At 72.2% G+C, this 25,591-nt stretch carries 24 protein-coding genes; 15 read left to right on the forward strand and 9 right to left on the reverse strand.

The window, feature by feature from the left end:
* Window positions 1-94 precede the first annotated feature (94 nt).
* From Mam01_RS09215 to Mam01_RS09240, 6 genes are all read left to right on the forward strand, one after another.
* Window positions 95-1,420 (forward strand): NUDIX domain-containing protein, encoded by a 1,326-nt coding sequence (locus Mam01_RS09215; protein ID WP_204284958.1) that lies wholly within the window; start codon window positions 95-97, stop codon window positions 1,418-1,420.
* A 119-nt stretch (window positions 1,421-1,539) separates the two neighbouring features.
* A complete protein-coding gene (locus Mam01_RS09220; protein WP_204284959.1) occupies window positions 1,540-1,977 on the forward strand; it encodes a CBS domain-containing protein in 438 nt (145 codons plus the stop codon).
* Entirely contained in the window at window positions 1,974-3,260 is a 1,287-nt protein-coding gene (locus Mam01_RS09225; RefSeq protein WP_204284960.1) for an ArsB/NhaD family transporter, read from the forward strand. The genes Mam01_RS09220 and Mam01_RS09225 overlap by 4 nt, the downstream gene beginning before the upstream one ends.
* 273 nt (window positions 3,261-3,533) lie before the next feature.
* A complete protein-coding gene (locus tag Mam01_RS09230; RefSeq protein ID WP_204284961.1) occupies window positions 3,534-4,598 on the forward strand; it encodes a PASTA domain-containing protein in 1,065 nt (354 codons plus the stop codon).
* Complete coding sequence (locus Mam01_RS09235) at window positions 4,595-5,194, forward strand: hypothetical protein (protein ID WP_204284962.1); 600 nt, start codon at window positions 4,595-4,597, stop codon at window positions 5,192-5,194. The genes Mam01_RS09230 and Mam01_RS09235 overlap by 4 nt, the downstream gene beginning before the upstream one ends.
* A 130-nt stretch (window positions 5,195-5,324) precedes the next feature.
* Complete coding sequence (locus Mam01_RS09240) at window positions 5,325-6,752, forward strand: alkaline phosphatase PhoX (RefSeq protein WP_239101161.1); 1,428 nt, start codon at window positions 5,325-5,327, stop codon at window positions 6,750-6,752.
* Window positions 6,753-6,858: 106 nt separating this feature from the next.
* Here Mam01_RS09240 and crcB (Mam01_RS09245) read toward each other — a convergent pair whose 3' ends face one another.
* The 3 genes from crcB (Mam01_RS09245) to crcB (Mam01_RS09255) are packed head-to-tail and all read right to left on the reverse strand — an operon-like array spanning window position 6,859 to window position 8,092.
* Window positions 6,859-7,230 carry a fluoride efflux transporter CrcB gene (crcB, locus tag Mam01_RS09245; protein WP_150933677.1) on the reverse strand — a complete coding sequence of 124 codons (372 nt, stop codon included), beginning with the start codon at window positions 7,228-7,230 and terminating at the stop codon, window positions 6,859-6,861.
* Window positions 7,227-7,568 carry a DUF190 domain-containing protein gene (locus tag Mam01_RS09250; RefSeq protein ID WP_150933676.1) on the reverse strand — a complete coding sequence of 114 codons (342 nt, stop codon included), beginning with the start codon at window positions 7,566-7,568 and terminating at the stop codon, window positions 7,227-7,229. Before Mam01_RS09250 ends, crcB (Mam01_RS09245) begins: the two co-directional genes overlap by 4 nt.
* Window positions 7,565-8,092 (reverse strand): fluoride efflux transporter CrcB, encoded by a 528-nt coding sequence (gene crcB, locus Mam01_RS09255; protein ID WP_239101162.1) that lies wholly within the window; start codon window positions 8,090-8,092, stop codon window positions 7,565-7,567. Before crcB (Mam01_RS09255) ends, Mam01_RS09250 begins: the two co-directional genes overlap by 4 nt.
* Before the next feature lie 470 nt (window positions 8,093-8,562).
* On the opposite strand from crcB (Mam01_RS09255), the gene Mam01_RS09260 reads away from it, so the two are divergent.
* The 6 genes from Mam01_RS09260 to Mam01_RS09285 all read left to right on the forward strand — a co-directional run bounded on the left by Mam01_RS09260 (window position 8,563) and on the right by Mam01_RS09285 (window position 16,514).
* Window positions 8,563-9,732 (forward strand): ATP-grasp domain-containing protein, encoded by a 1,170-nt coding sequence (locus tag Mam01_RS09260; RefSeq protein WP_204284963.1) that lies wholly within the window; start codon window positions 8,563-8,565, stop codon window positions 9,730-9,732.
* A gap of 38 nt (window positions 9,733-9,770) precedes the next feature.
* The gene (locus tag Mam01_RS09265; RefSeq protein WP_204284964.1) at window positions 9,771-11,594 is read left to right on the forward strand and encodes an AfsR/SARP family transcriptional regulator; all 1,824 of its coding nucleotides are present in this window, start codon (window positions 9,771-9,773) and stop codon (window positions 11,592-11,594) included.
* A 124-nt stretch (window positions 11,595-11,718) separates the two neighbouring features.
* Entirely contained in the window at window positions 11,719-11,931 is a 213-nt protein-coding gene (locus Mam01_RS09270) for an aroma-sacti cluster domain-containing protein (protein ID WP_191910116.1), read from the forward strand.
* Complete coding sequence (locus Mam01_RS09275) at window positions 11,928-15,017, forward strand: AAA family ATPase (protein WP_204284965.1); 3,090 nt, start codon at window positions 11,928-11,930, stop codon at window positions 15,015-15,017. The genes Mam01_RS09270 and Mam01_RS09275 overlap by 4 nt, the downstream gene beginning before the upstream one ends.
* Window positions 15,014-15,901 (forward strand): S8 family peptidase, encoded by an 888-nt coding sequence (locus Mam01_RS09280; RefSeq protein ID WP_239101163.1) that lies wholly within the window; start codon window positions 15,014-15,016, stop codon window positions 15,899-15,901. The genes Mam01_RS09275 and Mam01_RS09280 overlap by 4 nt, the downstream gene beginning before the upstream one ends.
* Window positions 15,888-16,514, forward strand: coding sequence for a GAF domain-containing protein (locus Mam01_RS09285; RefSeq protein WP_204284966.1), 627 nt, complete (start codon window positions 15,888-15,890; stop codon window positions 16,512-16,514). Before Mam01_RS09280 ends, Mam01_RS09285 begins: the two co-directional genes overlap by 14 nt.
* Window positions 16,515-16,619: 105 nt before the next feature.
* Here the strand turns inward: Mam01_RS09285 and Mam01_RS09290 are convergent, their stop codons facing one another.
* Complete coding sequence (locus tag Mam01_RS09290; protein WP_204284967.1) at window positions 16,620-17,276, reverse strand: TetR/AcrR family transcriptional regulator; 657 nt, start codon at window positions 17,274-17,276, stop codon at window positions 16,620-16,622.
* A 58-nt stretch (window positions 17,277-17,334) separates the two neighbouring features.
* Here Mam01_RS09290 and Mam01_RS09295 point away from each other — a divergent pair, with 58 nt between their 5' ends.
* The 3 genes from Mam01_RS09295 (at window position 17,335) to Mam01_RS09305 (ending at window position 19,143) form a co-directional block, all read left to right on the forward strand.
* Window positions 17,335-18,165, forward strand: coding sequence for an SDR family NAD(P)-dependent oxidoreductase (locus Mam01_RS09295; protein ID WP_204284968.1), 831 nt, complete (start codon window positions 17,335-17,337; stop codon window positions 18,163-18,165).
* A 116-nt stretch (window positions 18,166-18,281) separates the two neighbouring features.
* The gene (locus Mam01_RS09300; RefSeq protein WP_204284969.1) at window positions 18,282-18,605 is read left to right on the forward strand and encodes a nuclear transport factor 2 family protein; all 324 of its coding nucleotides are present in this window, start codon (window positions 18,282-18,284) and stop codon (window positions 18,603-18,605) included.
* Window positions 18,606-18,858: 253 nt separating this feature from the next.
* A complete protein-coding gene (locus Mam01_RS09305) occupies window positions 18,859-19,143 on the forward strand; it encodes a DUF1540 domain-containing protein (protein ID WP_150933667.1) in 285 nt (94 codons plus the stop codon).
* 41 nt (window positions 19,144-19,184) lie between these two features.
* Here the strand turns inward: Mam01_RS09305 and Mam01_RS09310 are convergent, their stop codons facing one another.
* The 5 genes from Mam01_RS09310 to Mam01_RS09330 form a co-directional block, all read right to left on the reverse strand.
* The gene (locus tag Mam01_RS09310) at window positions 19,185-21,065 is read right to left on the reverse strand and encodes an IucA/IucC family protein (RefSeq protein WP_204284970.1); all 1,881 of its coding nucleotides are present in this window, start codon (window positions 21,063-21,065) and stop codon (window positions 19,185-19,187) included.
* Complete coding sequence (locus Mam01_RS09315) at window positions 21,062-21,664, reverse strand: GNAT family N-acetyltransferase (protein WP_204284971.1); 603 nt, start codon at window positions 21,662-21,664, stop codon at window positions 21,062-21,064. The genes Mam01_RS09310 and Mam01_RS09315 overlap by 4 nt, the downstream gene beginning before the upstream one ends.
* Entirely contained in the window at window positions 21,661-22,956 is a 1,296-nt protein-coding gene (locus Mam01_RS09320) for a lysine N(6)-hydroxylase/L-ornithine N(5)-oxygenase family protein (RefSeq protein WP_204284972.1), read from the reverse strand. Before Mam01_RS09320 ends, Mam01_RS09315 begins: the two co-directional genes overlap by 4 nt.
* Window positions 22,943-24,442, reverse strand: coding sequence for a pyridoxal phosphate-dependent decarboxylase family protein (locus Mam01_RS09325; protein ID WP_204284973.1), 1,500 nt, complete (start codon window positions 24,440-24,442; stop codon window positions 22,943-22,945). The genes Mam01_RS09320 and Mam01_RS09325 overlap by 14 nt, the downstream gene beginning before the upstream one ends.
* A gap of 83 nt (window positions 24,443-24,525) precedes the next feature.
* Window positions 24,526-25,572: an ABC transporter substrate-binding protein gene (locus Mam01_RS09330; protein ID WP_239101164.1), complete on the reverse strand. Its 1,047-nt coding sequence runs from the start codon at window positions 25,570-25,572 to the stop codon at window positions 24,526-24,528.
* Window positions 25,573-25,591: the final 19 nt, after the last annotated feature.

Below are 25,591 nucleotides of genomic sequence, written 5' to 3' on the forward strand. Positions count from 1 at the left end.
CGTCGGCAGCGGAAGCATCACCTCACCGTATTCGGGGCCGTCAGAGAGGCCGTCCGGGGGGCGGGCGGCGGACGCCCGCGAGAGGATGCCGGGCATGACCACCGTGCGGCACGCTGTCCGGGCCATCCTCTTCGACGGCGACGACGTCGTCCTCTTCCGCCGGGTGCGCCCCGAGCGCGAGCCGTACTGGGTCACGCCTGGAGGCGGGGTCGAGCCGGGCGACGCCTCCCTGGAGGCGGCGCTGCGCCGCGAGCTCGACGAGGAGCTCGGCGCCACGGCGGGACCGGCGCTGCACGTGTTCACCCTCGCCGAGCCGGGCCGCCTGAGCACGGTCTTCGCCTGCCGGCTCGTCTCGCTCGACCTGTCGCGCCGCAGCGGCCCGGAGTTCCTCGAACCGGACATCGGCCTGCACCAGGTCCGGCGGGTCCGCCCCGCGGACGTGCGCACGCTGAACGTGGTGCCGCCGGAGCTGGGGGAGTTCATCTCGGCGAGCGCCGCCACGCTGCCCGCGCTGCTCGACGCCGCGACGTACGCCCCGGGGCGGTACCGGCCGGTCGTGGACGTGCACCTGCTGGTGACGGACGGCGACAGGGTGCTGCTCGGCCGCCGTCACGGCACCGGGTACGCCGACGGGGAGTGGCAGATCATGCCGTCCGGGCACCTGGAGGAGGGGGAGACCGCCGTGGACGCCACGGTCCGCGAGGCGCGCGAGGAGCTGGGCATCGACCCGTACGGCTGCGAGGTGGTCCACGTGATGCACCATCGCAACCCGGGCGGCACGGCCCGGGTCGGGCTGTTCCTCGTGCCCGGGGGATACACCGGCACACCGGTCAACGCCGAGCCGCACAAGTGCGCGGAGCTGGGCTGGTTCCCGATGGACCGGCTGCCCGAGCGGACGGTGCCGTACGCGCGGGCCGGCGTCGAGGCCGTGCGCAGCGCGCTCGCCCACGGCGGGACGGCCGCCCGCTCGAACGGGTCCGGCCCGCCGGTCTTCTCCCTGCACGGGTGGGAGAGGCCGGGCGCGGCGGAGGCGGCGGCCGAGGCGGCGCGGTCCGGGTTCGAGGAGGTCACGGTCTGTCTCGTCGGCTGGCTCGACGGCACGCCGCTCGTGCGGTCCGACGAGGAGACCGACCGCCTGCCGGCGACGGTCGTACGGCCGGGGGAGGACGTCGAGGCGGCGCTGGCGCGGATCGGGGCGGACGGGGTGGCCGGGGTTGCCGGGGAGACGTGGTTCGCGGGCGCGGACGACTACGTCTCGCCGGACGGGCGCCCGGGGCGGCGGCTGGCCTTCGCCGCCCGCCTGACCACCGCGCCCGACGGCCTGGTGCCGCTGCCGGCGGGCTCGCTCGGCCGTCTCCCGTACGCCGAGGGGGCGTTCGTCCGCTCTTCGGGACTTCTGTCCGGCGTGCCCGACCGATAGCCTGGTCCGGGGCGTGCCGGGAAGTCTGGTCGGCGAAGGGGTCTCCCATACCCGGGAGGCCGGACCGCCGACCGGAAGGCAGACGTGAGCACAGCCGTACGTCGTGGGCAGGTGAGATCATGCGCGCCCGGGATCTCCTAGTGCCGTTCCCCACGGTGGGGCTCGACTCCCCCGTGGCCGAGGCCGCGCGTCTCATGGCCGAACGCGAACTGCCGGGGCTGATCGTGCTGGACGAGCGCGGCACGCCGGTGTCGATCCTGCCCGGCACGCAGGTGCTGCGCCTGGCCGTGCCCCGCTACTGCCAGGACGACCCCGCGCTGGCCCGGGTGATCGACGAGGCGCACGCCGACGCGTTCGTACGCGCGCTGGGCGACCGCACGGTCCGTCAGGCGCTGCCGGAGCGCCCGCGCGAACTCCCGGTCACCGACCCGGACGCCACCCTCCTGGAGATCGGCGCGCTGATGGCCCGCACCCGCAGTCCCCTGGTCGCGGTGCTGGACGGCGGCCGCCTGCTGGGCGCGGTCACGCTCTCCGCGCTGCTCAAGCGGCTCGCATGACGGTGACCGCCTGGGTGGCGACGATCGTCTTCGCCGCCACGTACGTCCTCATCGCGACTGAGAAGATCCACCGGGTCAAGGCCGCCCTCGGCGGCGCCGCGATCATGCTGCTGGTCCACGCGACGGCGGCCGGCTCCGCGTTCTTCTCGCAGGAGTCGGGCGTGGACTGGAACGTCGTCTTCCTGCTGCTCGGCATGATGGTCATCGTCGGCGTGCTGCGGCAGACCGGCGTGTTCGAATATCTGGCGATCTGGGCCGCCAAACGCGCCCGGGGACGGCCGTTCCGGCTCATGGTGCTGCTCCTGGTGATCACGGCCCTCGCGTCGGCGCTGCTGGACAACGTCACGACCGTGCTGCTGATCGCGCCGGTGACGTTCCTCGTCTGCGAGCGCCTCGCCCTGCCGGTCGCGCCGTTCCTGATCGCCGAGGCGATGGCGTCCAACATCGGCGGCACCGCGACGCTCGTCGGCGACCCGCCGAACATCATCATCGCCTCCCGCGCCGGGCTGACCTTCAACGACTTCCTCGTCCACCTGGCGCCGCTGGTGATCGTGCTGACGGCGGTGTTCATCGGGCTGTGCCGGGTGCTGTTCCGCAGCGCCTTCCGGTACGACCCGGAACGGGCGGCCGAGATCATGCAACTCGACGAGAAGGCGGCCATCGAGGACCGGGTCATGCTCGTGCAGAGCCTGTCCGTGCTCGGGGTGGTCATCGCCGCGTTCGTGCTGCACCCGGTGCTGCACTACGAGCCGTCCGTCGTGGCGCTGCTCGGCGCGGGGCTGCTCGTGCTGGTCACCAAGATCACCACGGACGAGGCCCTGCGCGAGGTGGAGTGGCCGACGCTGGTGTTCTTCGCCGGGCTGTTCGTGATGGTCGGGGCGCTCGTCGAGACCGGCGTGATCGCCCAGGTGTCGCAGGCGGCGGCGGAGGCGACGGCCGGGCGGCCGGGCGTGACGGCCATGGTCCTGCTCTGGGCCTCGGCCGGGCTGTCGGCGATCGTGGACAACATCCCCTACGTCGCCACGATGAGCCCGATCGTGGCCGATCTCGCCCAGCACGTGCCCGGCGACCACAACGTCCTGTGGTGGGCCCTCGCGCTGGGCGCGGACCTCGGCGGGAACGCCACCGCCGTCGGCGCCTCCGCCAACGTCGTCATCCTCGGCATCGCCGAGCGCAACGGCGCGCGCATCAGCTTCTGGGAGTTCACCAAGTACGGCCTGGTGGTCACCGTCGTCACCGTGGCCCTGGCCACGCCGTACCTCTGGCTGCGCTACCTGCTCTGAGCCCGGCTCAGCGGAGCCGGCCTGCGGAAAGGCCATAAGGCAGCGTGTGCGTTTCGGCCTGATTGCAGAAAACCCGTCCCCGGTCCGCTCACCGGACCGGGGAATTGCGCTCGGGAATATGAGTAGGGGGATACTCAGGCGAGCCGACCGCGATTCGTCATAACGCTTCTTCGAGAAGCCCGTCATTCGGGAAGCCCGCCCCCGTTGCCTTCCGACAACCCCGGGCGACCCGGACCCGTTCCTCTCGCACACCCCCGACTCGTTCCGGAGACGATGATGCCGGTACGCCTGATCGTGGCCCTCGCCGTCGCCGCCGCCACGTTCTGGGCCACGCCGGCGCAGGCCGCGAGCTGCCCGCCCCCGCCGGACGTGACCGGTCAGACGTACGAGCAGGCGTACGCGACGCTCAACGGCCGTTTCGGCTATGCGGTCGTGACCGTGCCCGATCCCGTGCCTCCCGGGACGAGCTACGTGAGCAGCGCGGAGACGCTGTCGTGCATCGAATTCAAAATCACGAGGGTCCGGGTTCATCTGGAAGGACAGGTGCCCGACCTGACCGGGATGACGCTGACCGCGGCCACCGCCGAAGCGGAGAGTGCCGGGTTCGGCGTGACCACCCGGCAGCCGGAGGCCACCGGCGAGTGGAAGGTCGCCGAGCAGACTCCCGCGCCCGGCGGGCGGCTCGCCTACGGGCAGGCCGTCGACCTGCTCCTCGACGGCTCGACCGAGGTGCCCTACGTCATCGGCCGTACGGTCGCGGAGGCGCGGCAGATGGCGGCGGACCGGGGGCTGACGCTCAGAGGGACGGACGACGCGCGCGACGACCAGATCGTCGAGGACCAGAGCCCTCCCGGCGGAGACGAGCTGACCATCGGCGACGCCATCGACGTCGTCCTGAGCGACGTGTCCCCCGTGAGCCCGTCCGTGAGCCCACCGGTAAGCCCAGCTGTGAGTCCACCGGCGAGCCCGGACGACAGTCCCGCACCGAGTCCCCCGGAGTCGCCAGGGTCGGAGGAGTCGCCCGGGGCGAGCCCCGAGGTGGTGCCGACGGTCGGGCTCTCCGGCGAGGAGACGGGCTCCGACTTCGGTGTGCCACCGGGGCTCGCCGTCGTCGTGGTCGCCGCCGCGCTCCTTGGTCTCGTCGTATGGCTGGCCCGGGGCGGCCGGCGCGCGCCTGACCGGGACCACGACCGTCGCCGGGAGGTGCGTCTCATCTCCCGCGCCGACCCGTCCCCGAACGTGCGGATCCACGAGAGCCGCGATCCCGGCCCGGCGGCCGTACGCCTCCACGCTGTCGCGGACCCGGGCCGGCAGGAGATCCGGGAGGGCTTGTCATGAACCTGACCGTCAACCCGAATCCGGGCACGGCCGCCCTCGCGCTCTATGACGGCGCGCGCGGCGCGGTGGTGGCGGCGGCGAGCGTCGTCAGTGACCCCCAGGTGATGCGCACGATCTGCCGCGACGCCCCGGACATCGCCGGGCAACTCGTCGCTCAGCTGCCCGAGGCCGGTGCCCGCTTGCTCCACGGCATCACTCTCGGGAGGGTCCTGGCGGCCGGGTGGCAGAAGTCCCGCGAGCTGCGGGCCGCCGCAGTGCGCAGTCACGAGGACGGCAGCCGGGGGAAGAGCGCGCAGGTCCGCCTGGCCGCGCACTCGATCACCTCGGAGCACCGCCCGTACGTCGAGGTCTACTCCGGCGAGCGCAAGGTGCTCACGATCACGTTCTCCGTCGACCTGACGTTCACGATCGGGCTGCTGTACGCGGGAATCCGCGACGGGCGGCTGGTGACCCTCCATCCCGGCGGGGACTGCGAGGTCGCGGTGAGCTGGGGGATGGAGGGATTCAAGATCGGCGAGAGGACGATGCCGATCCGCATCCCAGCCGTTGCCGTTCCCCTCGGCGCCGGAATCCCGCTGGCCCGGCCACCCTTCTGACCACGTCTCCGGCCGGCCCCCGGTCGCGATCGTCAGGCACTGCTCACCCGTGCGTACCGATGACGAAAGGAAACGTTCAGCCTGACGGAATTTGATCGCATCGCCTGCTGTATGCACGAAAGGTACGTCTGTGAGCTCCTCCCTTTCCCGCCGCGATCTCATGCGTTCGGCCGCCGCCGGCGGCCTCGGCATCGCCGTCGCGGGCAGCATCGAGGCCATCGCCGGTCCCGCGGCCGCCCAGGCCGCCCAGGCCGGGGTCGGCAAGACGACCGGGTACGGCCCCGTCGTTCCCGACCCCGCCGGTCTGCTCGCCCTGCCGAAGGGCTTCTCGTACAAGATCGTCGCCCAGGCCGGGACGACGAAGCTGGAGTCGGGCGAGCCGACTCCGAGCGACGCCGACGGCACCGGGTGCTTCGCCGGTCGCGACGGCTGGGTCCTGGTGAACAACCACGAGATCAACGGCAGCGAGCCGTACGGCGTGCCCGCCCTGCCCGGCCTGACCTACGACCCCGGCGCCAAGGGCGGCACCACGAACATCGAGGTGGACCGGAACGGCAACCGGGTCCGCGAGTACGTCAGCGTCGCGGGCACGCACAACAACTGCGCGGGCGGCATCACGCCGTGGAACACCTGGCTGACCTGTGAGGAGACCGAGCAGCGGGCCGGGGGCGTGTACCAGAAGGACCACGGCTACGTCTTCGAGGTGGACCCGTTCGACCGGGCGGCCAACCGCGACCCGGTCCCGCTGAAGTTCCTCGGCCGCTACTCGCACGAGGCCGTCGCGGTCAACCCCCGCAACTCGGAGATCTACCTGACCGAGGACGCGAGCGGCCCGAACGGGCTCTACTTCCGGTGGGTCCCGCCGAAGCACTTCCACGCCCGCAAGGGCGCGCTGCGCGCGCTCGCGCTCGGCCCCGGCGGCGACACCGCGGGGAAGCTGCAGGCCATGCGGTGCCGCAAGGGCAGCAAGCACATCGCCGACCTGTCCGAGGCGACCCAGCCGGGCACCCGCTACAAGGTCGAGTGGGTCGACGTGCCGGACCGGGACGCCAAGACCACCTCGGTGCGCAAGCAGTTCACCGACGACCAGGTCACCCGCAGCCGCAAGCTGGAGGGCGCCTGGTGGGGTGACGGCGGCGCGTACTTCGTCGCCAGCTACGCCCGGCACGACGACGGCAGCAAGAACGAGCACGACGGCCAGGTCTGGTTCTACGACCCAGAGTCGGAGACCGTCACGCTCAAGACGATCTTCGGTGTGAACCCCGACCCGGAGCAGGACACCCACTACGACGGGCCGGACAACATCACCGTCTCGCCGTACGGCGGGGTCATCCTGGCCGAGGACGGCGAGGGCCTGTCGCACCTGGTCGGCGTGACCGACAAGGGCACCCCCTACCCGATGGCCCGCAACGAGCTCAACGACAGCGAGTTCACCGGCCCGACGTTCAGCGCGGACGGGCGCATCCTGTTCGCCAACATCCAGACCCCTGGCTACGTCTTCGCGATCACCGGTCCCTGGACCCAGAAGCACGACGGACCCGGCCACGGGCACCACTGACCTGCCTGATGCGCTCCACCCCACCCTCGGGTGGGGTGGACGTGTCTCCGGGGCTGTTCTCCGGGCTCATTTCCGGGGCTCACCGGGCGGGGCCGAGCGGGACGGCTCAGGCGAGCAGATGGGCGAGGCCGAGCCCGGCGGCGGCGGCGAGGACGCCGAGGAGCAGGCTGCCCAGCGCGTTGAGTGCGGCCTGCGCGGCCGAGCCCTCCTCCAGCAGGCGCACGGTCTCGAAGCCGAACGTGCTGAACGTCGTGAGCGCCCCGCAGACACCGGTGCCGAGCAGGGCGACCGCGGGATCGGGCAGGCCGAGGCCGTCCCGCGCGCCGAGCAGCAGCCCGAGCACGAGCGACCCCACCAGGTTCACCGTCAGCGTCCCCCAGGGGAAGACGCTGTCGTGCAGGCGCTGCACCAGCCGGTCGGTCAGATAGCGGGCGGGGGCGCCGATCGCGCCGCCGAGGAAGACGAGCAGCAGGGTCACCGCTCCGTACGCCCCACGTAGCGGTAGACCTCCACGGGATCGACGATCACGAGGCCCTCGGTGACCAGTTCGTCCAGCTCCGTCATGAACGCGGCGATCCGCTCCGGGGCGTCCACGACGACGACGGCGACGGGCAGGTCCTCGCTGAGCGACAGCAGGCGGCTGGTGTGGATGAGCGAGGAGGCGCCGAAGCCCTCGATGCCGCGGAACACGCTCGCGCCGGCGAGCCCTCTCTTGTGCGCCCGGTGCACGATCTCGCTGTACAGCGGCCGATGACGATACTGGTCGGTCTCGCCGACGAAGATCGTCAGGCGTTGCGCCGGGCCGTGCAGCCTCATTGCCTCGTCTCCTTGCCGTGCCGTACGGGGAGGCCGGCCACGGCGCGGGCCAGGGCGGCCCCGCACCAGACCGCGGCCAGACCGGCGACCAGGCTGCCCGCCGCGTACGCGACGGCCGTCGTCCACCCGCCGGCTGACATCCTTCCCACGCTCTCGTTGGTGAAGGTGGAGAACGTGGTGAACCCGCCGAGGAAACCGACCCCGAGGAACGGCCGCACGTAGCGGCGCGGGGGCCAGACGGACAGCACGAAGACCATCAGCGCCCCCAGCGCGAGGCAGCCGGTGACGTTGACGAGGAACGTCGCCAAGGGAAACCCGGAGGGCGGCGCGGGCAGGGCCCGGCCGGCCAGGTAGCGGGCCACGCTGCCGGCCCCGCCGCCGAGCGCGATCATCGCGAGCACGTCCCAGCCACGGCGGTGCGCGGGGGCCGCCAGGCGGAAGACGTCCCGATCGCGCCGGAGGTCGACGTCGGGGTCGATCGGCAGGCCGGCCTCTTCCCGATCGCCGCGTACGCGCCGGCTCACGCCGTCCTCCTCGTCCCGGTCACCCGGCCTTCGCACCGGGTTCGTCACCCCGCCCGTTCGTGGATCCCGCGCGCCGGTCGCGAGGGGCGACGAAGGGGGCCGGTCCGCACGAGTGGATCCCAGTGTACGCACCGGGCCGGAACGGCCACCGGCCGCCGTGCCGCCGGATCAGCGGGCCATGTCCCTAAACAGGAATTTCTCCAGACCACAAATATCATGTTACGGAGAGCCCGTGAGCGGGACATCCGAAAGCCGTCGCTTTCCGGAAGCCGACACCGTCTGACCTGGATAAACAAAGAAATCCGACATACAGCAATTACTTAAACAATCGGCCATATATGGTTCTATTGACATTAAACCGCGGCCCCCGTTGACTGGTTGAGTGTGGGCGGGACAGCGAGAACGAGGCCGGTGGAGGCGCCACCGGGGGGATCTTACGGATCCGGGCCGCGCACGACTGCGGTCCCGCCTTGCTGAGCGCCGCCGGAGACGCCGGCCCACCCGGCCCGGGCCGATCGTACGACCCTCCCCTCACCGTCGACCTGCGCGGAACGCCGGGATCGGTGTCGTGGCGGACAGCGGACAGCGAACTGCGCATCGAGCCGGGCACCGGGCCGGACGCGGGGGTCCTGCCCTGCGTCGTGCTGGCCGACCGCGCGGGCTGCGCCGAGTTCGCCGTCCTGCAGGACACCCTGCACCGCCTCGGCGTGCCGAGCGTGCGCGTCGACGCCGAGACCATCGCCTCGCTGCGGCTGTCCACCACGGTCACCGGTGACACGGGCGGGATGAGCGGAGTGCTCGACCTCGACGGCCGCCGCATCATGCCGACCGTCGTGTGGGCGCGCCACTTCTCGCCCCGGGCCATGCCCGCGACGGCGGACGCCGTGGAGACCCTGCTGCGGGCCGAGTCATGGCACGCGCTGGTCCGCCAGCTCTGCTCGCTGGCCCCGGCGAGCCTGCCGGGCAACCGGCCCGGCCGCCTGGAACAGCTCGCCGGTGCGGCGAGGGCCGGGGTCCGCGTCCCCCGTACGGTCGTCACCACCAGCCCGGCGGAGGCGGCGGCCCGCCTGCCGGGGTCCAGGGTGGTCGTCAAGGTCGTCGAGGAGCACTTCGTCGAGACCGAGCCCGGGCTCCTGACCGGGGTCCTCCCCGAGATCGCGGCCCGCGAGGAGGTGCTGCGCCGGCCCGCCCTCGACTACCCCGTCATCGTGCAGGAGCACGTCGAGCACGACGCCGAGCTGCGGGTCTACCACGTCGCCGGCGGCCTGCACGCGTACGCCGTCGGCAAGCGCTCCCCCGACTCGCCGTGGCGCGAGGAGGGCGAAGTGACGGTCACCCCGGTCGCCGTGCCGCCCGCGGCCGCCGACGCCGTACGGCGGCTCGCGGCCCTGTGGGGGATGACGTACGGCGCCTTCGACCTGCTGCTGAGGAAGGACGAGGTGGTGTTCCTCGAAGTGAACCCGGACGGCGACTGGCGCTGGTTCGAGGCGAAGGCCGGGGGACACGCGGTCTCCACGGCCGTCGCGCTCGCGGCACGAACGCTCCATCTGGCGGCCCTGGGCAACGCCGTGCCCCCGGCTCCGCTCGACCTCGTCGACTTCCTCCTCCTGGGCGCCCGGAGAGCCGGTTCCGTCCGGTGACCGGGACCGCCGCGGAGACCCGGACCAAGGACTGCACCATGGGTGACGCGATCTCACCGCGACTGCACTGCTCGATTCTCGGTCCGCTGGAGGTCCGCGTGGAGGACCACAGGGCGGTCATCGGCGCTCCGAAACAACGGCTGCTCCTGGCGATACTGCTGTGCCACGCGAACGCGGTCATCCCGTCCGAGCAGCTGATCGACTCGCTGTGGGGCGAGACGCCGCCGCGTACGGCCCGCAAGAACCTGCAGGTCTACGTGTCCGCGCTACGCAAGATCGTGGGCGACCGGATCAGCTTCCAGGGGTGGGGCTACCGGATGCGCGCCGACCGCGAGGAGCTCGACCTGCTGCGGTTCCTGGAACTGAGCAGGTCGGGCCGCTCCGCCGTCCGGAGCGGCGACCTCCCCGTCGCCGCGTCGCAACTGGGCGACGCCGTCAGCATGTGGCACGAACGACCGCTTGTGGAGTTCCGCCATGTCCCGCTCGTGGCCGCCGAGGTGGGCCGCTTCACCGAGCTCTTCCTGTCGGTCTACGAGGACTGGGTGGAGCTGGAGATCGAACTGGGCCGCCACGTCGAGACTCTGGGCTCCCTCGACGTCGTCGCCGCGCGGTTCCCCGCCCGCGAGCGCATCGCCGCGGCGAGGATGACGGCGCTGTCGCGGTGCGGGCGGACCGCCGAGGCGCTGTCGCATTTCGAGGGCCTGCGGCGGCACCTCGCCGCCGAGATGGGCATCGATCCCAGCCCGCTGATCAGGCAGCTCTACCAGACCATCCTCCGTTGTGACGGGCCCCCCACGCGGAACCCGGGCCCGGCCGCCGCCCGCCCCCGGTCCGTACGGGCCCTGGCGAACCGGCTCCCCCGCGACGTCGACGACTTCGCCGGCCGGGAGGCGGAGGTGCGGCGCGTTCTCGAGGATCCCGCCCCCGTCACGGTGATCACAGGCGGGCTGGGCGCCGGCAAGACCGCCCTCGCCGTACACGTCGCGCACCTGCTCGCCTCCCGCTATCCGGACGGCGCGGTGGTGATCCCGCTGCGGCGCCACGGCGTCCCCCAGCCGGCCGCCGGCGTCCAGCGGGAGATCCTGGAGAGCGTGGGGCTGGATGTCGCCGGAGTGCGCGAGGACGACGCGCTGGCGTCCGTCTGGCGGTCGTGGCTCGCCGACCGGAAGGTCCTGCTGGTCCTCGACGACGCGCCCGACGAGGAGAGCGTCCGCACGCTGCTTCCCGGCACCACGTCGAGCAGGGTCCTGGTGACGAGCCGGAGCAGGCTCAGCGGGCTGGACTCGGTGGCCCGGATCGGGCTCGGAGACCTGTCCACGAGCGAGGGTGTCGAGTTCCTGAGCCGGATGATCGGCCGTGACCGGGTGGCCGGCGACCTGCCCGCCGTCCTGCGGATCTTCCGGAGATACGGCCTGTCGCCGCTGGTCCTGCGCCTGCTCGGGGCCCGGCTCGCCGGGCTGTGGCACCTGCCGCTCGGTCCGCTGGCCGAGCGGCTGGACCGGACCGAGAACGTGCTGGACGAGTTCGCCGCGGGAGACGTGTCGCTGCGCCGCCGGTTCGAGGAGTCCTACGCCCACCCGTCGTGGCCGCACCGCGCCGCGTTCCTCGCCCTGGGCGCGCTCGGCGGCCCGGTCTTCGGGCACGAAGAGCTCGTCGAGGCCCTGGACGGCACCGGCGAGCCGGGCGAGCGGGTCGTCGAGTCGCTCCTGGAGGCGGGCGTCCTGTCGATCTCGCAGACCCCGGCCGACGCGGAGGTGGCCGCCCACTCCCTGTCGTACGCGATGTCACCCCTCGCCCACCGGTTCGCGGCCGAACTGCACGCCGGCCCGCACGCCGCACCGCACGGAAACCGGGAGCGCTGAGCCCGCGTACGCGGTCAGTATGGCGGCGGCATGGCGTCGCCATACTGGCGCTGAACCACGCGTCCCTACCGTTGGCGGCGTACCACAGTGGCCGCGAGGCCAGGCACGACCAGGAGGTGGGCCGTTGAACAGCCACGACGTTCAGACCGGGCCGGCGCCGTTCGACCCGCTGACGGCCCTGCGCGAGGCGGGCCACCCCGTGGACATGCTCAACGAGCGGCAGCGGCAGGTGTTCGCCGAGCTGAGCAGGCCGGAGGTCGAGCTGCTCAACTCGATCAAGACCCGCCTGGACGAGGCGGCCGGCGAGGTCGAGGGCCAGGAGCTCAAATTAGTGTGAACGCCGGGGCAGCCCGCCCTGCGCGCCGGAACGTCGTGGTCGTCTTCATCGACCTGGTGGGCTCGACGGAGCTGGCCGAACGGCTCGACCCGGAGCTCCTCCGGGACGTCCTCGACCGGTACTACCAGGCGTGCACCTCCGGGATCAGCGAGCACGGCGGCGTCGTGGAGAAGTACATCGGGGACGCGATCATGGCGGTCTTCGGCATCCCCGCCAGCCGTGAGGACGACGCGCTCCGGGCGGTCCGCGCCGCCCACGCGGCGTTGGAGGGGGTGCGGGAGCTGAGCGACGGCCTCGCTCCCACGCACGGCATCCGGCTCGACGTGCACTGCGGCGTCAGCGCCGGGCAGGCGGTGGTCATCGCCACTCCCGGAGCCGACCTGCGCGTCATCGGCGACACCGTCAACACGGCCGCCCGCCTGCAGTCCGCCGCGGGCGTCGGCGAGATCCTCGTCGGGGACGAGGTCGCGCGTCTGGTCCGCGCCCAGGCGCGGCTGGAGCCCGTGCCTCCGCTCACACTGAAGGGCAAGAGCAACCCCGTGCGGGCCTGGCGGGTGACCTCGCTGGAGCCGGACGCCGGGGACGCCGACGCCCAGGTCCCGCTCATCGGCCGCGCCGCGGAGACCGCGCGGCTCCGGACGGCGTACCGCGAGGCGGTGCGGGACCACCGGTGCCGGGTGGTGACCGTGCTCGGCGTGCCGGGCATCGGCAAGTCCCGGCTCGTGCGCGACTTCGTCCACGAACTGCCCACCGGGGTCACCGTGCTCGCCGGGAGGTGCCGCTCGTACGGCGCCGGGATCACCTACCGGCCCATCGCGGAGATGGTCGAGTCCCTCGGTGACGACTGGCCGGACACGCTGGAGGAGGCGAGCGGCGCCGCCCTGCGCGGCCTGGTGACCGGGCACGCCGCACGCGCTCCGCGTACGGGAGAGGACGCGGGAGTCGAGGAGATCGCGCGGGCGGTGTGCGCGCTGTTCGAGGCGCTGGCCCGGCGCGAGCCGCTGGTGGTGGTCTGGGAGGACCTGCACTGGGCCGAGCCGACCCTACTCGACCTGATCGACGACCTCACGACGTGGCTGGTCGACGTGCCGGTCCTGGTCGTACGGGTGGCCCGTCCCGAGTTGCTGGAGGCGCGGCCCTCCTGGGGGATCGACGTCGGCCGCGCCGTCGCGTTCGAGCTCGGGGCGCTGGACGCGGCGCGGATGGAGCGGCTGGTCGCCGAACTCGCCGCGCTCCGGTCGCCGGACGACGAGGTGGTCGCCCACGCCGTGGTCGCGAGCCCGGCCCTGTGCCGGCGGGTCGCGGAGAGCTCCGACGGCAACCCGCTGTTCGCCGAACTGCTGCTGGAGACGCTGGCCGAGGAGGGGGAGGACGCCCCGCTTCCGCGCACCATCCAGGCGCTGCTCGGCGCGCGGCTCGACCTGCTCGACGACGGTGAGCGCGACGTGCTCGAACGGGCCGCGGCGATCGGTCACGTCTTCACCCTCGACCAGCTCGGCGTCCTCTGCGCGGCCCAGCCGGAGGCCCGGTTCGACGTCGACGAGACTGTCGGGCTCCTGATCCGCAAACGCCTGGTCCGGCGCGGGGAGGCGGCGGGGTCGTTCCATTTCACCCAGACGCTGACCCGCGACACGGTCTACGCCATGACCCGCAAGGACCTGCGGGCCACCTGGCATCTGGCCCTCGCCGACCGGATCTCCGAGCAGATCTCCGGCCGGCTCTCCGGGCCCGCGGAGTCCTCCGTCTGGTCCTCGTCCGGGGAGGAGTCGTCGCACGGCGACCTGACCCACCACCTGGAGACCGCCTGCCTGCTGAAACGCGAGGTGCGGCCGGACGACCCGCTGCTGCCGGCGCTGACCGAGCGGGCCGCCCGCGCACTCGTCGGCGAGGGCACCCGGGCCCTGCACCGCAAGGACCTGCCCGCGGCCATCGCCCTGCTGGAGCGTGGGCGCGACCTGCTGCCGGCCGGGCATCCCGACCACCGGCCGCTCGCCGTACGCATCTGCGACGCCGGGCTGGCCCGCGGCGAGTCCGACCGGCCGTACGCCGCGCTGGAGGTGGCCGAGCGGATGCTGCCGGGCGACCCGCGCACCCGGCTCACCTGCGCCGTCCAGCGCGAGACGCTGGCGCTGCGCTTCGGCACCCGGCCGGCCTCGGCCGGGCCGTTCCGGGACCTGCTGGCGGCCGACCCGGGCGACGACCTCGGCTGGTGCCGGTTCCACCACCTGGAGGCGCTGCTGCGCATCGGCGAGGGCCGCTTCGGGGCGGCCGAGGACGCGCTGCGCGACGCCCTGGCCCGGGCCCGCTCCCTCGGCGACAGGTACGAGGAGAACCGACTGCTCAGCGGGTTGTGCGAGCTGGCGCAGTGGTCCCCGACGCCGCTGGCGGAGGGGTTGTCCCTGTGCGCGGGCCTGTCGGCCAGGTTCGGCGCCGACCGGGCGATGCTCCTGCCCGTCCTGGTCACCGAGGCGCGGCTGCTCGCGCTGGCCGGTGACGTCGCCGAGGCCTGGGCCGTCCTCCACGCCGCCGACCGGCACGCCCGGGACCTCCATCTGGACCTTGCGGCGGCCGCGGTGCTCCAGGTGCGCGGGCTGGTGGAGTCGCTCGTCGACCGGCACGCCGCGGCCGAGGCGCTGTTCCGCCAGGCGGCGGCGGACCTCCACCGGGTGGGGCAGTCCGAGCCGGCCCGGACGCTGGAGCTGTACGCCGCGCGCGAGCTGATCCGGCGGGGACGTCACGCCGAGGCCGCGGGAGAGCTCGCCCGGCTGCGCGCGACGGGCGCACGGTTGCAGGCCCGCGGTGAGCTGACCCTACTCACGCTGAGCGCCCTGGTCGCGTCCCTCGACGGCGACCACGGTGCGGCGGGCGCGCTCGCCGCCCGCGCGGAGGAGCTGCTCGCCCGGACCGACGACCCCTGCCTGTGCGGCGACGTGCTGGCCGACCTGGCCCGCGTCCACCACGCGGCCGGGCGCACCGGCCCGGCGGCCGAGGCCGCGGCCCGCGCGCTGCGTGGATACGCCGCCAAGGGAGCGGAGCTGCCCGCCCGGCGGGTACGCCGGTGGATCGAGGAGGAGAGGCTACCGTGACACAGCCCCCCTGGCGCCGGGAGCGGCGTGAGCAGTTCCCCGGCGTGCCGGCCTGGAGCCTCGCGACCTCACGGCTGGCGCCGGAGGAGTTCGGCGTGAGCCGCCTGGAGGAGGTCACCAGGGAATGGGCGTGGGGCGACGACGGCACGGGCCCCGCCGACGGGGCGGGTGTGCGCGTCTGCGTGCTCGACACCGGGGTGGACGCCTCCCATCCGCTGGTCGGCGGCCTGGAGCGGTCGCTGGTGGTCGCCGAGGACGGCGGGGACCTGACCGTCGTCGACTGCGACCCGGCCGACCCGGTGGGGCACGGGACCGCGTGCGCCGGACTGATCCGCTCGATCGCCCCGGCCGTCTCGCTGACCTCGGTGCGGGTGCTGACCGACGGGCGCTCCGGCAGCGGCGCCGCCCTCCTGGCCGGTCTGCGCTGGGCCGTCGAGGAGGGGTTCGACCTCGTCAACCTCAGCCTGTCCACGACCAGGAGCCAGTTCCTGCCCGAGCTGCACGAGCTGGCCGACCGCGCGTACTTCCGGCGCTGCCTGCTCGTCGCCGCGGCGCACAACATGCCGGTGCTCAGCTTTCCCTGGACGTTCTCCTCGGTCATCTCCGTGGCCAGCCACGACGAACCCGACCCGATGACCTACTACTACAACCCCGCGCCGCCGGCCGAGTTCTACGCCCGGGGCGTGCGGGTCCGGGTGGCCTGGCGCGGCGGCAGGCAGATCCGCAGCACCGGGAACAGCTTCGCCGCGCCGCACATCACCGGGATGTGCGCGCTCGCCCTGAGCAGGCACCGGTGGATGACCCCCTTCCAGCTCAAGTCGGTGCTCTACCTGGCCGCCAGCAACGTCGTCGTATCCAAGGGAGACGCACATGTCCGTGCATGAACGGCGCTCCGACAGCGAGATCACCGAGCGCAGGCTGCTGCAGTCGACCGTCGAGGTCGCCCGGCACGTGTTCGCCTCCGCCGCGGCGTCGGTCTTCCTGGTGGACCAGGAGACCGGCGAACTGGTCTTCGAGGCCGTGTCGGGCGAGGGGGAGAAGCACCTCATCGGCACGCGCTTCCCGCCCGGCACCGGCATCGCGGGCTGGGTCGCGGCGAGCGGCCAGCCGATGATCGCCGACGAGGTGACCGCCGTGCCGCAGTTCGCCCACGACGCCGCCGAGTCCACGGGGTACGTCCCGCACAGCATCATGGCGGCGCCGGTCATCCGGGAGGAGAGCTGCATCGGCGTGCTGGAGGTGCTCGACAGGTCCTCCGACCTGCGGGGGGAGCTCGCCGACGTGGACCTCCTCGGGCTGCTCGCCGCCCAGGCGGCGTACGGCCTGGAGCTGCTGCTGCGGCTGCGGCGCTCCGAAGCGGCGGTCCCGGCCGCGGCCGGCGGGGACGACGTCCACCTCCTGCTGCAGCGGATCTCCGACCGGGTGCCCCGGGGCGCCGGGCCCGCCGACCCCACCGCCCTGAAGCTCCTCGCCGTCGCCGAGGAACTGCTCCACTAAGGCCTGTCTGACAATTCACACCAAGTAGCGCAGCGGCATATCCGGGCGGGGCCGCGCGTCCAGAGCGACGAGGTCGTGCGGCCTCTCTGAGGAACACCGCGTGCTCTAGCGGGCCAGGCGGTCCAGCAGCTCGCCGAGCAGCGCGCGTTCGCCAGGGGTGAGGTCGCCCGGGTCGTTGCCGACCAGCGCACGCAACGTCAGTGCGGCGCTCGCACGGGTCGCGGGGGCGTCGGCGGAGGGCGTGTGCAGGACTCCGGCCAGCGCGGCCTCGCGGACGCGTCCGGACAGCCTGAAGTCCGGCTCCGGTTGGCTGATCAAGGTGAGCGTGATGCCGACGTTGGCGGCAAGCACCTGTTCGGCGGCTTCGTCTGCTGGCACCTTGAGCAGGCCCTGGGCGGCGGCGGCGGTCAACCGCTCGCGCAACGCGGCGTGCGCGGGAGCGGTGACGGCGCAGGGCTTTCCCGGCTCGGCGCGGCCGTAAAGCAGCCCGTAGAACGACGGGTGCTCCAGCCCGAACCGCACGTGCCTGTCCCAGCCCTCGCGCAGGTCGTCCAGCGGGTCGCCAGAGCTCTCAACCGCCGTGTACTGGGTGAAGCCGTGGTTCAGCACGGCGTCGATGAGGCCCTGCTTACTACCGAAGTGGTGGTACAGCGTCGGGGCCTGCACCCCGGCGCGTTCGCACACCGCCCTCGTGGACACCGTGCCGCCGCCCTCCAGCAGCTCCGCCGCGGCGAGCAGGAGTCGATCCCGTGCATTCTGCATGGTTGCTATAGTAGCCTATATAGCGCTACATTGCTTGCTATAGCGATAGGAGAAGTCCATGAGGACTTGGTTCGTCACTGGCGGGACACCCGGAGGGTTCGGCCTGGTCTATGCCGAGGCTGCACTGAAACAGGGCGATCAGGTGGTGGTGACAGCACGTCGACCCTCTGAACTGCAGGAATGGGCTGAACCGCACCGCGGCCGTGTGCTGGTTCTCCAGCTCGATGTCACCGATGCCGAGCAGGTGCGTGCGGCGGTCAAGACGGCAGAGGAGCGGTTTGGCGGGATCGACGTGCTCGTCAACAACGCGGGCCGTGGCTGGTTCGGCACGGTCGAGGGGGCCCCCGACGAGACGATCCGCCGCACGTTCGACCTCAACCTGTTCGCCGTGGTCGAGGTGATACGCGCGGTCCTGCCAGGTATGCGGGCCCGCGGCGACGGCTGGATCGTGAACATGTCGTCGGTGGCAGGCCTCGTCGGCACACAGGGGTTCGGCTACTACTCAGCGGCGAAGTTCGCGCTCGAAGGACTGTCGGAGACACTGCGCCATGAAGTTGAGCCGTTCGGTGTGCGCGTACTCGTCGTAGAGCCGGGAGCGTTCCGCACCAAGGCTTACGCCGGCTTCCAGAACGAGCCCGTCAACGAGACCGTCGACGCCTACGTGCCGCTGGTCGAGGGCGTCAAGGCGGCGTTCGTGGAACATAACGGCAAGCAAGAGGGTGACCCTGAACGCGGAGTGCAGGCCGTGATCAGCGCGATGAACGCACCCGTTCCGCCGCAACGGATCGTGCTCGGCAACTCTGGCTACGACGTCGTTGTTGCGATGCACGAGAACGCACTCGCGGAGCTGCGCGCGAACGAAAAGCTCTCGCGCGGTGCGGACTTCTAAGCCTGTTGCCAGAACGTGAGGAGCCTCGTCGGGGTGGTTTGAGTTACCACACACAACCGACCCGACGAAGCCTTCATCAGCATGCGCCCCGCGCCCGAGAAGACCGGAGAGCAGAAATGGACGACATCACCCTTCCCAAGGCTGTCGAGAACTTCATCGCGGCCACCAACGCGCACGACGCGAACGCGCTGGCCCCGGTCTTCGGCGACGGGGCCACCGTGCGCGATGACGGGACGACCTACGCCGGCGAGGCCGAGATCCGCGAGTGGATCCAGGGGCACCTGATCAACCCCAAGATCGTGATCACGCCGACCTCGTTCGCGGGCGACCGTCTGGTGGCCTCCGGGGACGGTGAGTTCCCCGGCGGGCCTCTGTCCTTCGCGTTCGTGTTCGGCATCAAGGACGACCAGGTCACCGACCTCGCGATCGACCCCCTCTGACTCATCACCGGCCGGGGCGGCGGCGTGCTGATGCGCGCGGGCGATGGTGGAATCGACGCTGACGTCTCAGGTGATGCGCCCGGCCGCGTCCGCCTGGGCTTGCAACGCGGTCAGGATCTGCTGCAGCGCTGCTCCCCTGGCGCCGGCCCCTGGCGGGACTTGGCGGAGTCTAGTGGCGCCGGGGAGATTGCCGACCTGGTAAACAGCGGTATGAGCCGGGCGAAAGCCGTGACTGCCAGGGGGGACGCCGCTCATGGAGATGCCCGTTGTCAACCGTTGCGAGGCCACCTCGTGCGCGTACAACCGTGACCGCAGGTGCCACGCGACCGCCATCACGGTCGGCGACCTGTCTCACGCGCACTGCGACACCTTCTTCACCACCGGAGGGCCGGGCGGCGATCAGCAGACCATGGGACGCGTGGGCGCGTGCAAGATGTTCGACTGCCGGCACAACGTGGCTCTGGAGTGCCAGGCGCCCGGCATCGACATCGGCCCCGTGCAGGACGAGGCCGACTGCATGACGTACGCGCCCGCCTGAGCGGCCCGTCGCTCAGGCAGGCGGCGTTCAGCGGGCGGCGCTCAGGCTGGCGGTGCGAACCGGGCGATCGGGTTGACCAGGTCGCCGGCCGTCTGGAGGGCGGCCGACGGGTCGGCCAGGTCCACCATCTGCCGGTTGTCGCGCAGTTGCAGGCGGTTGAGGCACGAGAGCGCGAACGTCTCCGCGAACAGGTCGTAACGGCGGAAGCGCTCGGCGAGGTGGGGCGCCGACCGCCGGTAGTCCGCCGCGCATTCGGCGACCGTCCGCCAGAACGCCTCCTCGCCGAGCACGCCGCCCGTGGCCAGGATCGCGTTGAGGAAGCGCAGGAAGCAGTCGAACACGTCGGTGAAGATCGACAGAAGGCGCATCTCCTCGGGCACATCGGCGCGGATCCGCCGCACGCCGGGTGGCAGGTCCGTGTCCGGGTCCATCACCACGATCTCCTCGGCGATGTCCTTGAAGATCACCCGCTCCACCGCGCCGCCGTCGAGCACCAGGATCACGTTCTCGCCGTGCGGCATGAACGCCAGGCCGTACGCGTAGAAGGCGTGCAGCAGCGGGGTGAGATAGGCGTCGAGGTAGCGCCGCAGCCACACCTCGGGCGGCAGGCCCGACCGCTCGATCAGCGCCGCCGCGAACGACCGGCCCGCCTCGTCGGTGTGCAGGAGGGAGGCCATGGTGGCGAGGCGCCTGCCCGGTTCGAGGCCCGCGACCGGGCTCTCCCGCCACAGCGCCGCGAGCATCTTCCGGTATGGCGAGTGAGGGCGGGTGGCCGACTCGTACAGGCGGTCGCGGTAGCCGGCGGCGGCCCGCTCGCGGATGATCGTCAGGCGCGTCACGCGGAAGACGTCGTCGTCCCGCAGCAGTCCGGCGAGCCAGTCGTTGATCGCCGGGGTGGCCTCCATGTACGCCGCGGACAGGCCGCGCATGAAGCCCATGTTGAGCACCGACAGCGCGGTCTTCACGTAGTGCTTCGACGGCGCGCCGGCGTTGAAGAACGTGCGCACCGACTGCTGGGGGAGGTAGTCGTCGTCGCCGGGGCCCAGGCAGACCAGGCGCCGCGTGGCGACCGCCGCGGCGAAGGTGACCGACAGTTTGTTCCACCACTGCCAGGGATGCACCGGAAGCAGCACGTAGTCGGCCATGTCCAGGCCGAGGCCGGCCAGCGTGCCCGCGAAGCGGGCGAGGGTCTCCTCGCCGAGTTCGTCACGTGTCAGCCGGTCGTAGTCGATGTCGCCGGAGCAGGAGAACACGCAGTGGTCGCGGTGGGCGGCCAGCCAGATCAGGCGTACGGGGGCGGCGGCCTCGGGGGCATACCGGTGGTGGTCGTCGACGCCGTAACCGATCCGGCCGCTGTTGGCCACGAAGCACGGGTGTCCCTCGGTCATCGCGGCCTCGATCTCCTGGAAGCCGGCCTTCGCCAGTTCGTCCGCGCCGGCCGTGCGCCTGGTCAGCTTGTACGCGAGGCTCGCCAGGGTGGAGGAGATCTCCTCCAGGTAGACGGGGAGGATCTCGTCGCTCAGCCCGAGGGAGCCGCGCGTCTCCACGACCAGATCCAGTGCGTCGAGGGGCAGGGACTCGGGCGGCTCGGTCTCGCCCGTCGTGCGGCGCCGGGTGATCTCGCCGATGTGCCAGTGGTCGAGCGACAGCACCGTGGCGGTGAAGCGGTACTCCACCGCGCCGTCGTCGGACCGCACGGCGTACCGGCCGTCGCCGAGCGGGCGCGGGACGAGCAGCCGCTCGTGGGCGAACTCGGCGAGCGCCTTGCGCACCAGCCGCCGATTGGCCTTCTCCCAGGTCGCCGGGCTGAGATGGGCGACCGCCGCGACGGGATCGACGGCAGGGTCGACGGCGAGCTCCCCTGCGAGGTTTCCGGTGGGGGTTCCGGCCCGATCGGCGGCACGGTTTCCAGGGCCGGTCACGGGTGCTCCCCTCGGACGCCGGCCGCGACGGCTGCGGCGCTCGCGGTGGCGAGGTGGAACCGCTCGCGGGTGCACACGCTCAGCAGGGCCTCCTTCTCCGGTTTGGCGATCACGCCGACGACCTCGAAACCGACGGCCGCGTTCAGCGCGTGGACGGCGGTGTTGCGCACGTCGGGCTCGACGACCACCCGCCGCACCGCCGGGTCGGCGAACAGCGTCTCCATCACTGTCGTGATCACGGCCCGGGAGAAGCCGTGCACCGGGCTCCCGGTGGGCGCGCAGAGGAAGTGCATGCCCACGTCGCCGTCCCGCGCGTCGTACAGGCCCGCGAGCTCGACGCGGGCGGGGTCGTACCGCTCGGCCAGGAAGGCCGGACGCCCGTCGACCAGCCCGAGATAGGCGTCGCGGTGCGGGTGGGCCACGATCCGGCGGTACTCCTCGGCGACCCCGGCGACGTCGGCGTCCCCCATCATCCAGAACACCGCCTTGGGGTGGGTCACCCAGGCGTGCACGATCTCCGCGTCGGCGTCGGGGTCGAGCCGGCGCACGGCCAGTTTGCCGACCCCGTCGTGGACGCGGCGGAAGACGATCCCGCTCACGCGACCACCCCTTCGGGGGCGCCGAACTCCTGGAAGGCGATCGCCTTCTCGATGGGGTAGTGCTCGCGGCCGAGGATCTGGGCGATGATCCACGAGTTGCGGTACGGGCCCATGCCCAGGTCGGGCGAGGTGACGCTGTGGGCGTGGGTCGCGCCGTTCTGCACGAAGATCCCCCGGCCGGTGACGTCGACGCTGTAGTTCCTGGCCACGTCGAACCGGCCGCGCCGGTCCCACCGGATGCGGTCCCGTACGGGATCGAGGAAGGCGGGCGGCTCGTAGCGGTAGCCGGTCGCCAGCACGAGCCCCTGGGTCACGAGCGTGAAGTCGCGCTCCTGCTCCAGGTGGCGCAGGCCGAGCGTGTACTCGCCCCGGGCCGCGTCGTGGGCCGCCTCGCGCAGTTCGGTGCAGGTCAGCAGCCGCGACGGGACCGGGCCGCCGGCGGTCTTGGCGTACAGCAGGTCGTAGATCTCGTTGATCAGCGCCGCGTCGATGCCCTTGTGCAGGCACTTCTGCTCGGCTTCGAGGCGGTATCGGGTGTCCTCCGGCAGCGCGTGGAAGTAGTCCACGTAGTCCGGGGAGGTCATCTCCAGAGTCAGCTTGGTGTATTCCAGCGGGAAGAACCGGGGTGACCGGGTCACCCAGTTCAGCCGGTAGCCGTGGGTGTCGATGCCGGCCAGCAGGTCGCGGTAGATCTCGGCGGCGCTCTGCCCGCTGCCGACGACCGTGATGCTCTCCTTGGTCAGCAGGTCGTCCTTGCGGGCGAGGTAGTCGCTGTTGTGGACGACGCCGCCGCCGAGGCCGCGGCACGGCTCGGGCACGTACGGCGGGGTGCCGGTGCCGAGCACGAGGTGCGGGGCGCGGTGCTCGGTCCGCTCGCCCGCGTCCGTCAGCGCGTGGACGACGTAACACCCGTCCGCCTCGTCGTACGTCACGGAGGTGACCCGGTGGCCGAAGCGGACGCTCCGCAGCCGCCCGGCGGCCCACCTGCAGTACGCGTCGTACTCCGCGCGAAGCTGGTAGAAGTTCTCCCGGATGTAGAAGGGATAGAGCCTGCCGGTCTCCTTGAGGTAGTTGAGGAAGGAGTACGGCGAGGTCGGGTCGGCCAGCGTGACGAGGTCGGCGATGAACGGCGTCTGCAGCGTGACCGAGTCGAGCATCATCCCCGGATGCCAGGCGAAGCCGGGCCTCGCCTCCAGGAACAGCCCGTCGAGCCCGGCCACCGGCTCGGCCAGGCAGGCGAGGCCCAGGTTGAACGGCCCCAGCCCGATCGCGACGAAGTCATGAGTGGACATGCGTCACCTCCGGGTGGCCGGCGAGCGGGGCGAGGTCGTCCACGTGGCGCTGGGCGTGCCCGGCGAGAAGATCGAGGACGTACGCGATGTCGTCCCGCGTGGTCTCCGGGTTGAGCAGGGTGAGCTTGAGGTGATGGCGGCCGTCCACGGTCGTGCCCGCGACGACGGCCTCGCCCGAGGCGGCCAGCGCCTCCCGGGCGTACAGGTTGGCGTCGTCGGCCAGTTCGCGGCCCGGGCCCTCCGGCGGCAGGTAGCGGAAGACCAGCGTGCTGAGCGGCGGCCGCGTGACGACCTCGAAGCGCGGGTCCGCGGCGAGCATCGCGTGCGCCTCGGCCGCGAGGTCCACCACCTGGTCGAACAACTCGCCGACCGCGTCCGCGCCCATCACGCGCAGGGTCAGCCAGAGCTTCAGCGCGTCGAAGCGGCGGGTGGTCTGCAGGCTCTTGTCCACCTGGTTGGGGATCCCCCTCTCGGCCATCCGCAGCGGGTTGAGGTAGTCGGCGTGATGGGCCGCGTGCCGCAGCGCCGCGCCGTCCCGCACCAGCAGGGCGCTGGAGCTGACCGGCTGGAAGAAGGACTTGTGGAAGTCGACGGTGACCGAGTCGGCCCGCTCGATCCCGTCGAGCAGGTGCCGGCGCCTGCGGGAGACCAGCAGCCCGCAGCCGTAGGCCGCGTCCACGTGCAGCCACACCCCGGCCGCCGCGCACAGCCGGGCGATCTCCGGCAGCGGGTCGATCGAGCCGAAGTCGGTGGTGCCCGCGGTGGCGGCGACGGCCATGACCGTCAGCCCGGCGCGGCGGCAGCGGTCGAGCTCGCGGGCGAGCCCGTCGAGCCGCATGCGCCGCTCCGCGTCGGTCTCCACGGCGACGACCGCCTCCGGCCCGAGGCCGAGCAGGGCCGCCGCCTTGCGCACGCTGAAGTGGCCCGCCTCGGACGTGATCACGCGCAGCCGGGACAGCGGCGTCCCGGTGGCGCGGGCCTCCTCGCGGGCGAGGAACAGCGCCTGGAGGTTCGACTGGGTGCCGCCGCTGGTGAAGACGCCGTCGGCGGCGGGACCGAAGCCGATCCGGCCGGCCGTCCACTCGACCAGGCGGCGCTCGATGAGCGTGCCGCCCGCGCTCTGGTCCCAGGTGTCGAGCGAGGAGTTGACGGCCGACAGGACCACCTCGCCCAGCAGCGCGGGGATCACCACCGGGCAGTTGAGGTGGGCCAGATAGCGGGGGTGGTGGAAGTAGACGGCGTCGCGGAGATAGACCCCTTCGAGCTCGTCGAGCGCGGCGGCGTGGTCGTGCAACGGCCGTTCGAGGTCGATCGCGGCGATCTCCGGGGCGAGCCGTGCCGGGGCGGCGCCGCTGAACGGCCGGTCGGTCCGCCCGACGCGGCCGGCCACGCGGGCGCTCCCGGCGGCCACCGCACGCCGGTATCCCTCCACGGTGTGGTCGTTGAACAGGTACGACCGCGCGTCTCCGGCGCGGGGATGGGTCATGGTCATCCTCAGTTCGTTAGGCTAGGCAAACCTAAGTCGGCACAGGGCGGACGGAGGCCCGGGTGATTTCCTGCGGGTGCGGGTCAGCCGAGCTTCTTGGCGTTCCGGATCGCCGTCGCCAGGTTCTCCAGGATCGGCGCGGCGCCCGCGTACGAGAAGCGGGGCACCGGGTCCCAGGCGGCGACCTGACCGGCCTTGACCGCCGGCAGCTTGGGCCAGGCGGGCTTGGCCTCGAGGTCCTTGGGCTGCAGCGCGGTGGGCCGGTTGTCGAGCAGGATCAGGTCGGCGTCGTACTTGCCGGCGTTCTCCCAGCTGAGGTTCTCGTAGTAGCCGCCGTCACCGGGCTTGTCGGGCTGGACGACGTCGACCCCCAGCTCGGCGAAGTACATGAGATCGGTGTTGACCTTGGGATTGGAGACGTACAGCACGTCGGGGCTGCCGGAGGCGGCCATCACTTTGATCCCGGGGTTCTCGGCGACCGCCTTGCGCACACTCTCGGCGGCGGCCTCGAACCTCGCCTTCGCCTGGGCGATCTCGGGAGACTTCAGGTCGGCGCCGAGGGTCTCGGCGAGGGCGGCGTAGCGCTCGATCGTCTCGGTCATCGGCACCCGGGCGGCGCTGACGGCGACCGTGGGGGCGAGCTTGACGATCTTGTCCTTGCTCTCGTCCGGCACGTACCAGAGCGCGCCGGGGTCGTACATGTGGGTGACGAGCAGGTCGGGGCGCAGTGCGGCGTACTTCTCGATGTTGAACTCGCCCCAGACGTTGCCGAGGATCGTCACCTTGTCCACGTCGAGGTTGCCCGCCTGCGGCTCGGGCGAGCCGTCGGCACGCTTGGTCTCGCCGAACACGCCGACGAGCCTGTCCTGCAACCCGTAGTCGGCGAGGGCCGCCGCCGTGCCGGTGAACGCCACAACCCGCGCCGGGACCCCCGCCGCCGTGGCCGTCTCCTTCCTGTCGTCGGTGAAGGACCACGCCCCGGCGCTCCCACTCGCGACGGCGGCGCTCTGACCTGCGGCGGAGGGGGTGGAGCCGCCCGATCCGCAGGCGGCCAGGGCCAGCGTGAGAGCGGCGGCTCCGCCCGCGGCGAAGAGCCCGCGACGGGACATGGTGGTGTTCAGGTTTCGCACGGTTTGTCTTTCTCTTGCA

Origin of the sequence: Microbispora amethystogenes (assembly GCF_016863015.1) — a bacterium.
In the GTDB taxonomy this organism is placed as follows: Bacteria; Actinomycetota; Actinomycetes; order Streptosporangiales; family Streptosporangiaceae; genus Microbispora; species Microbispora amethystogenes.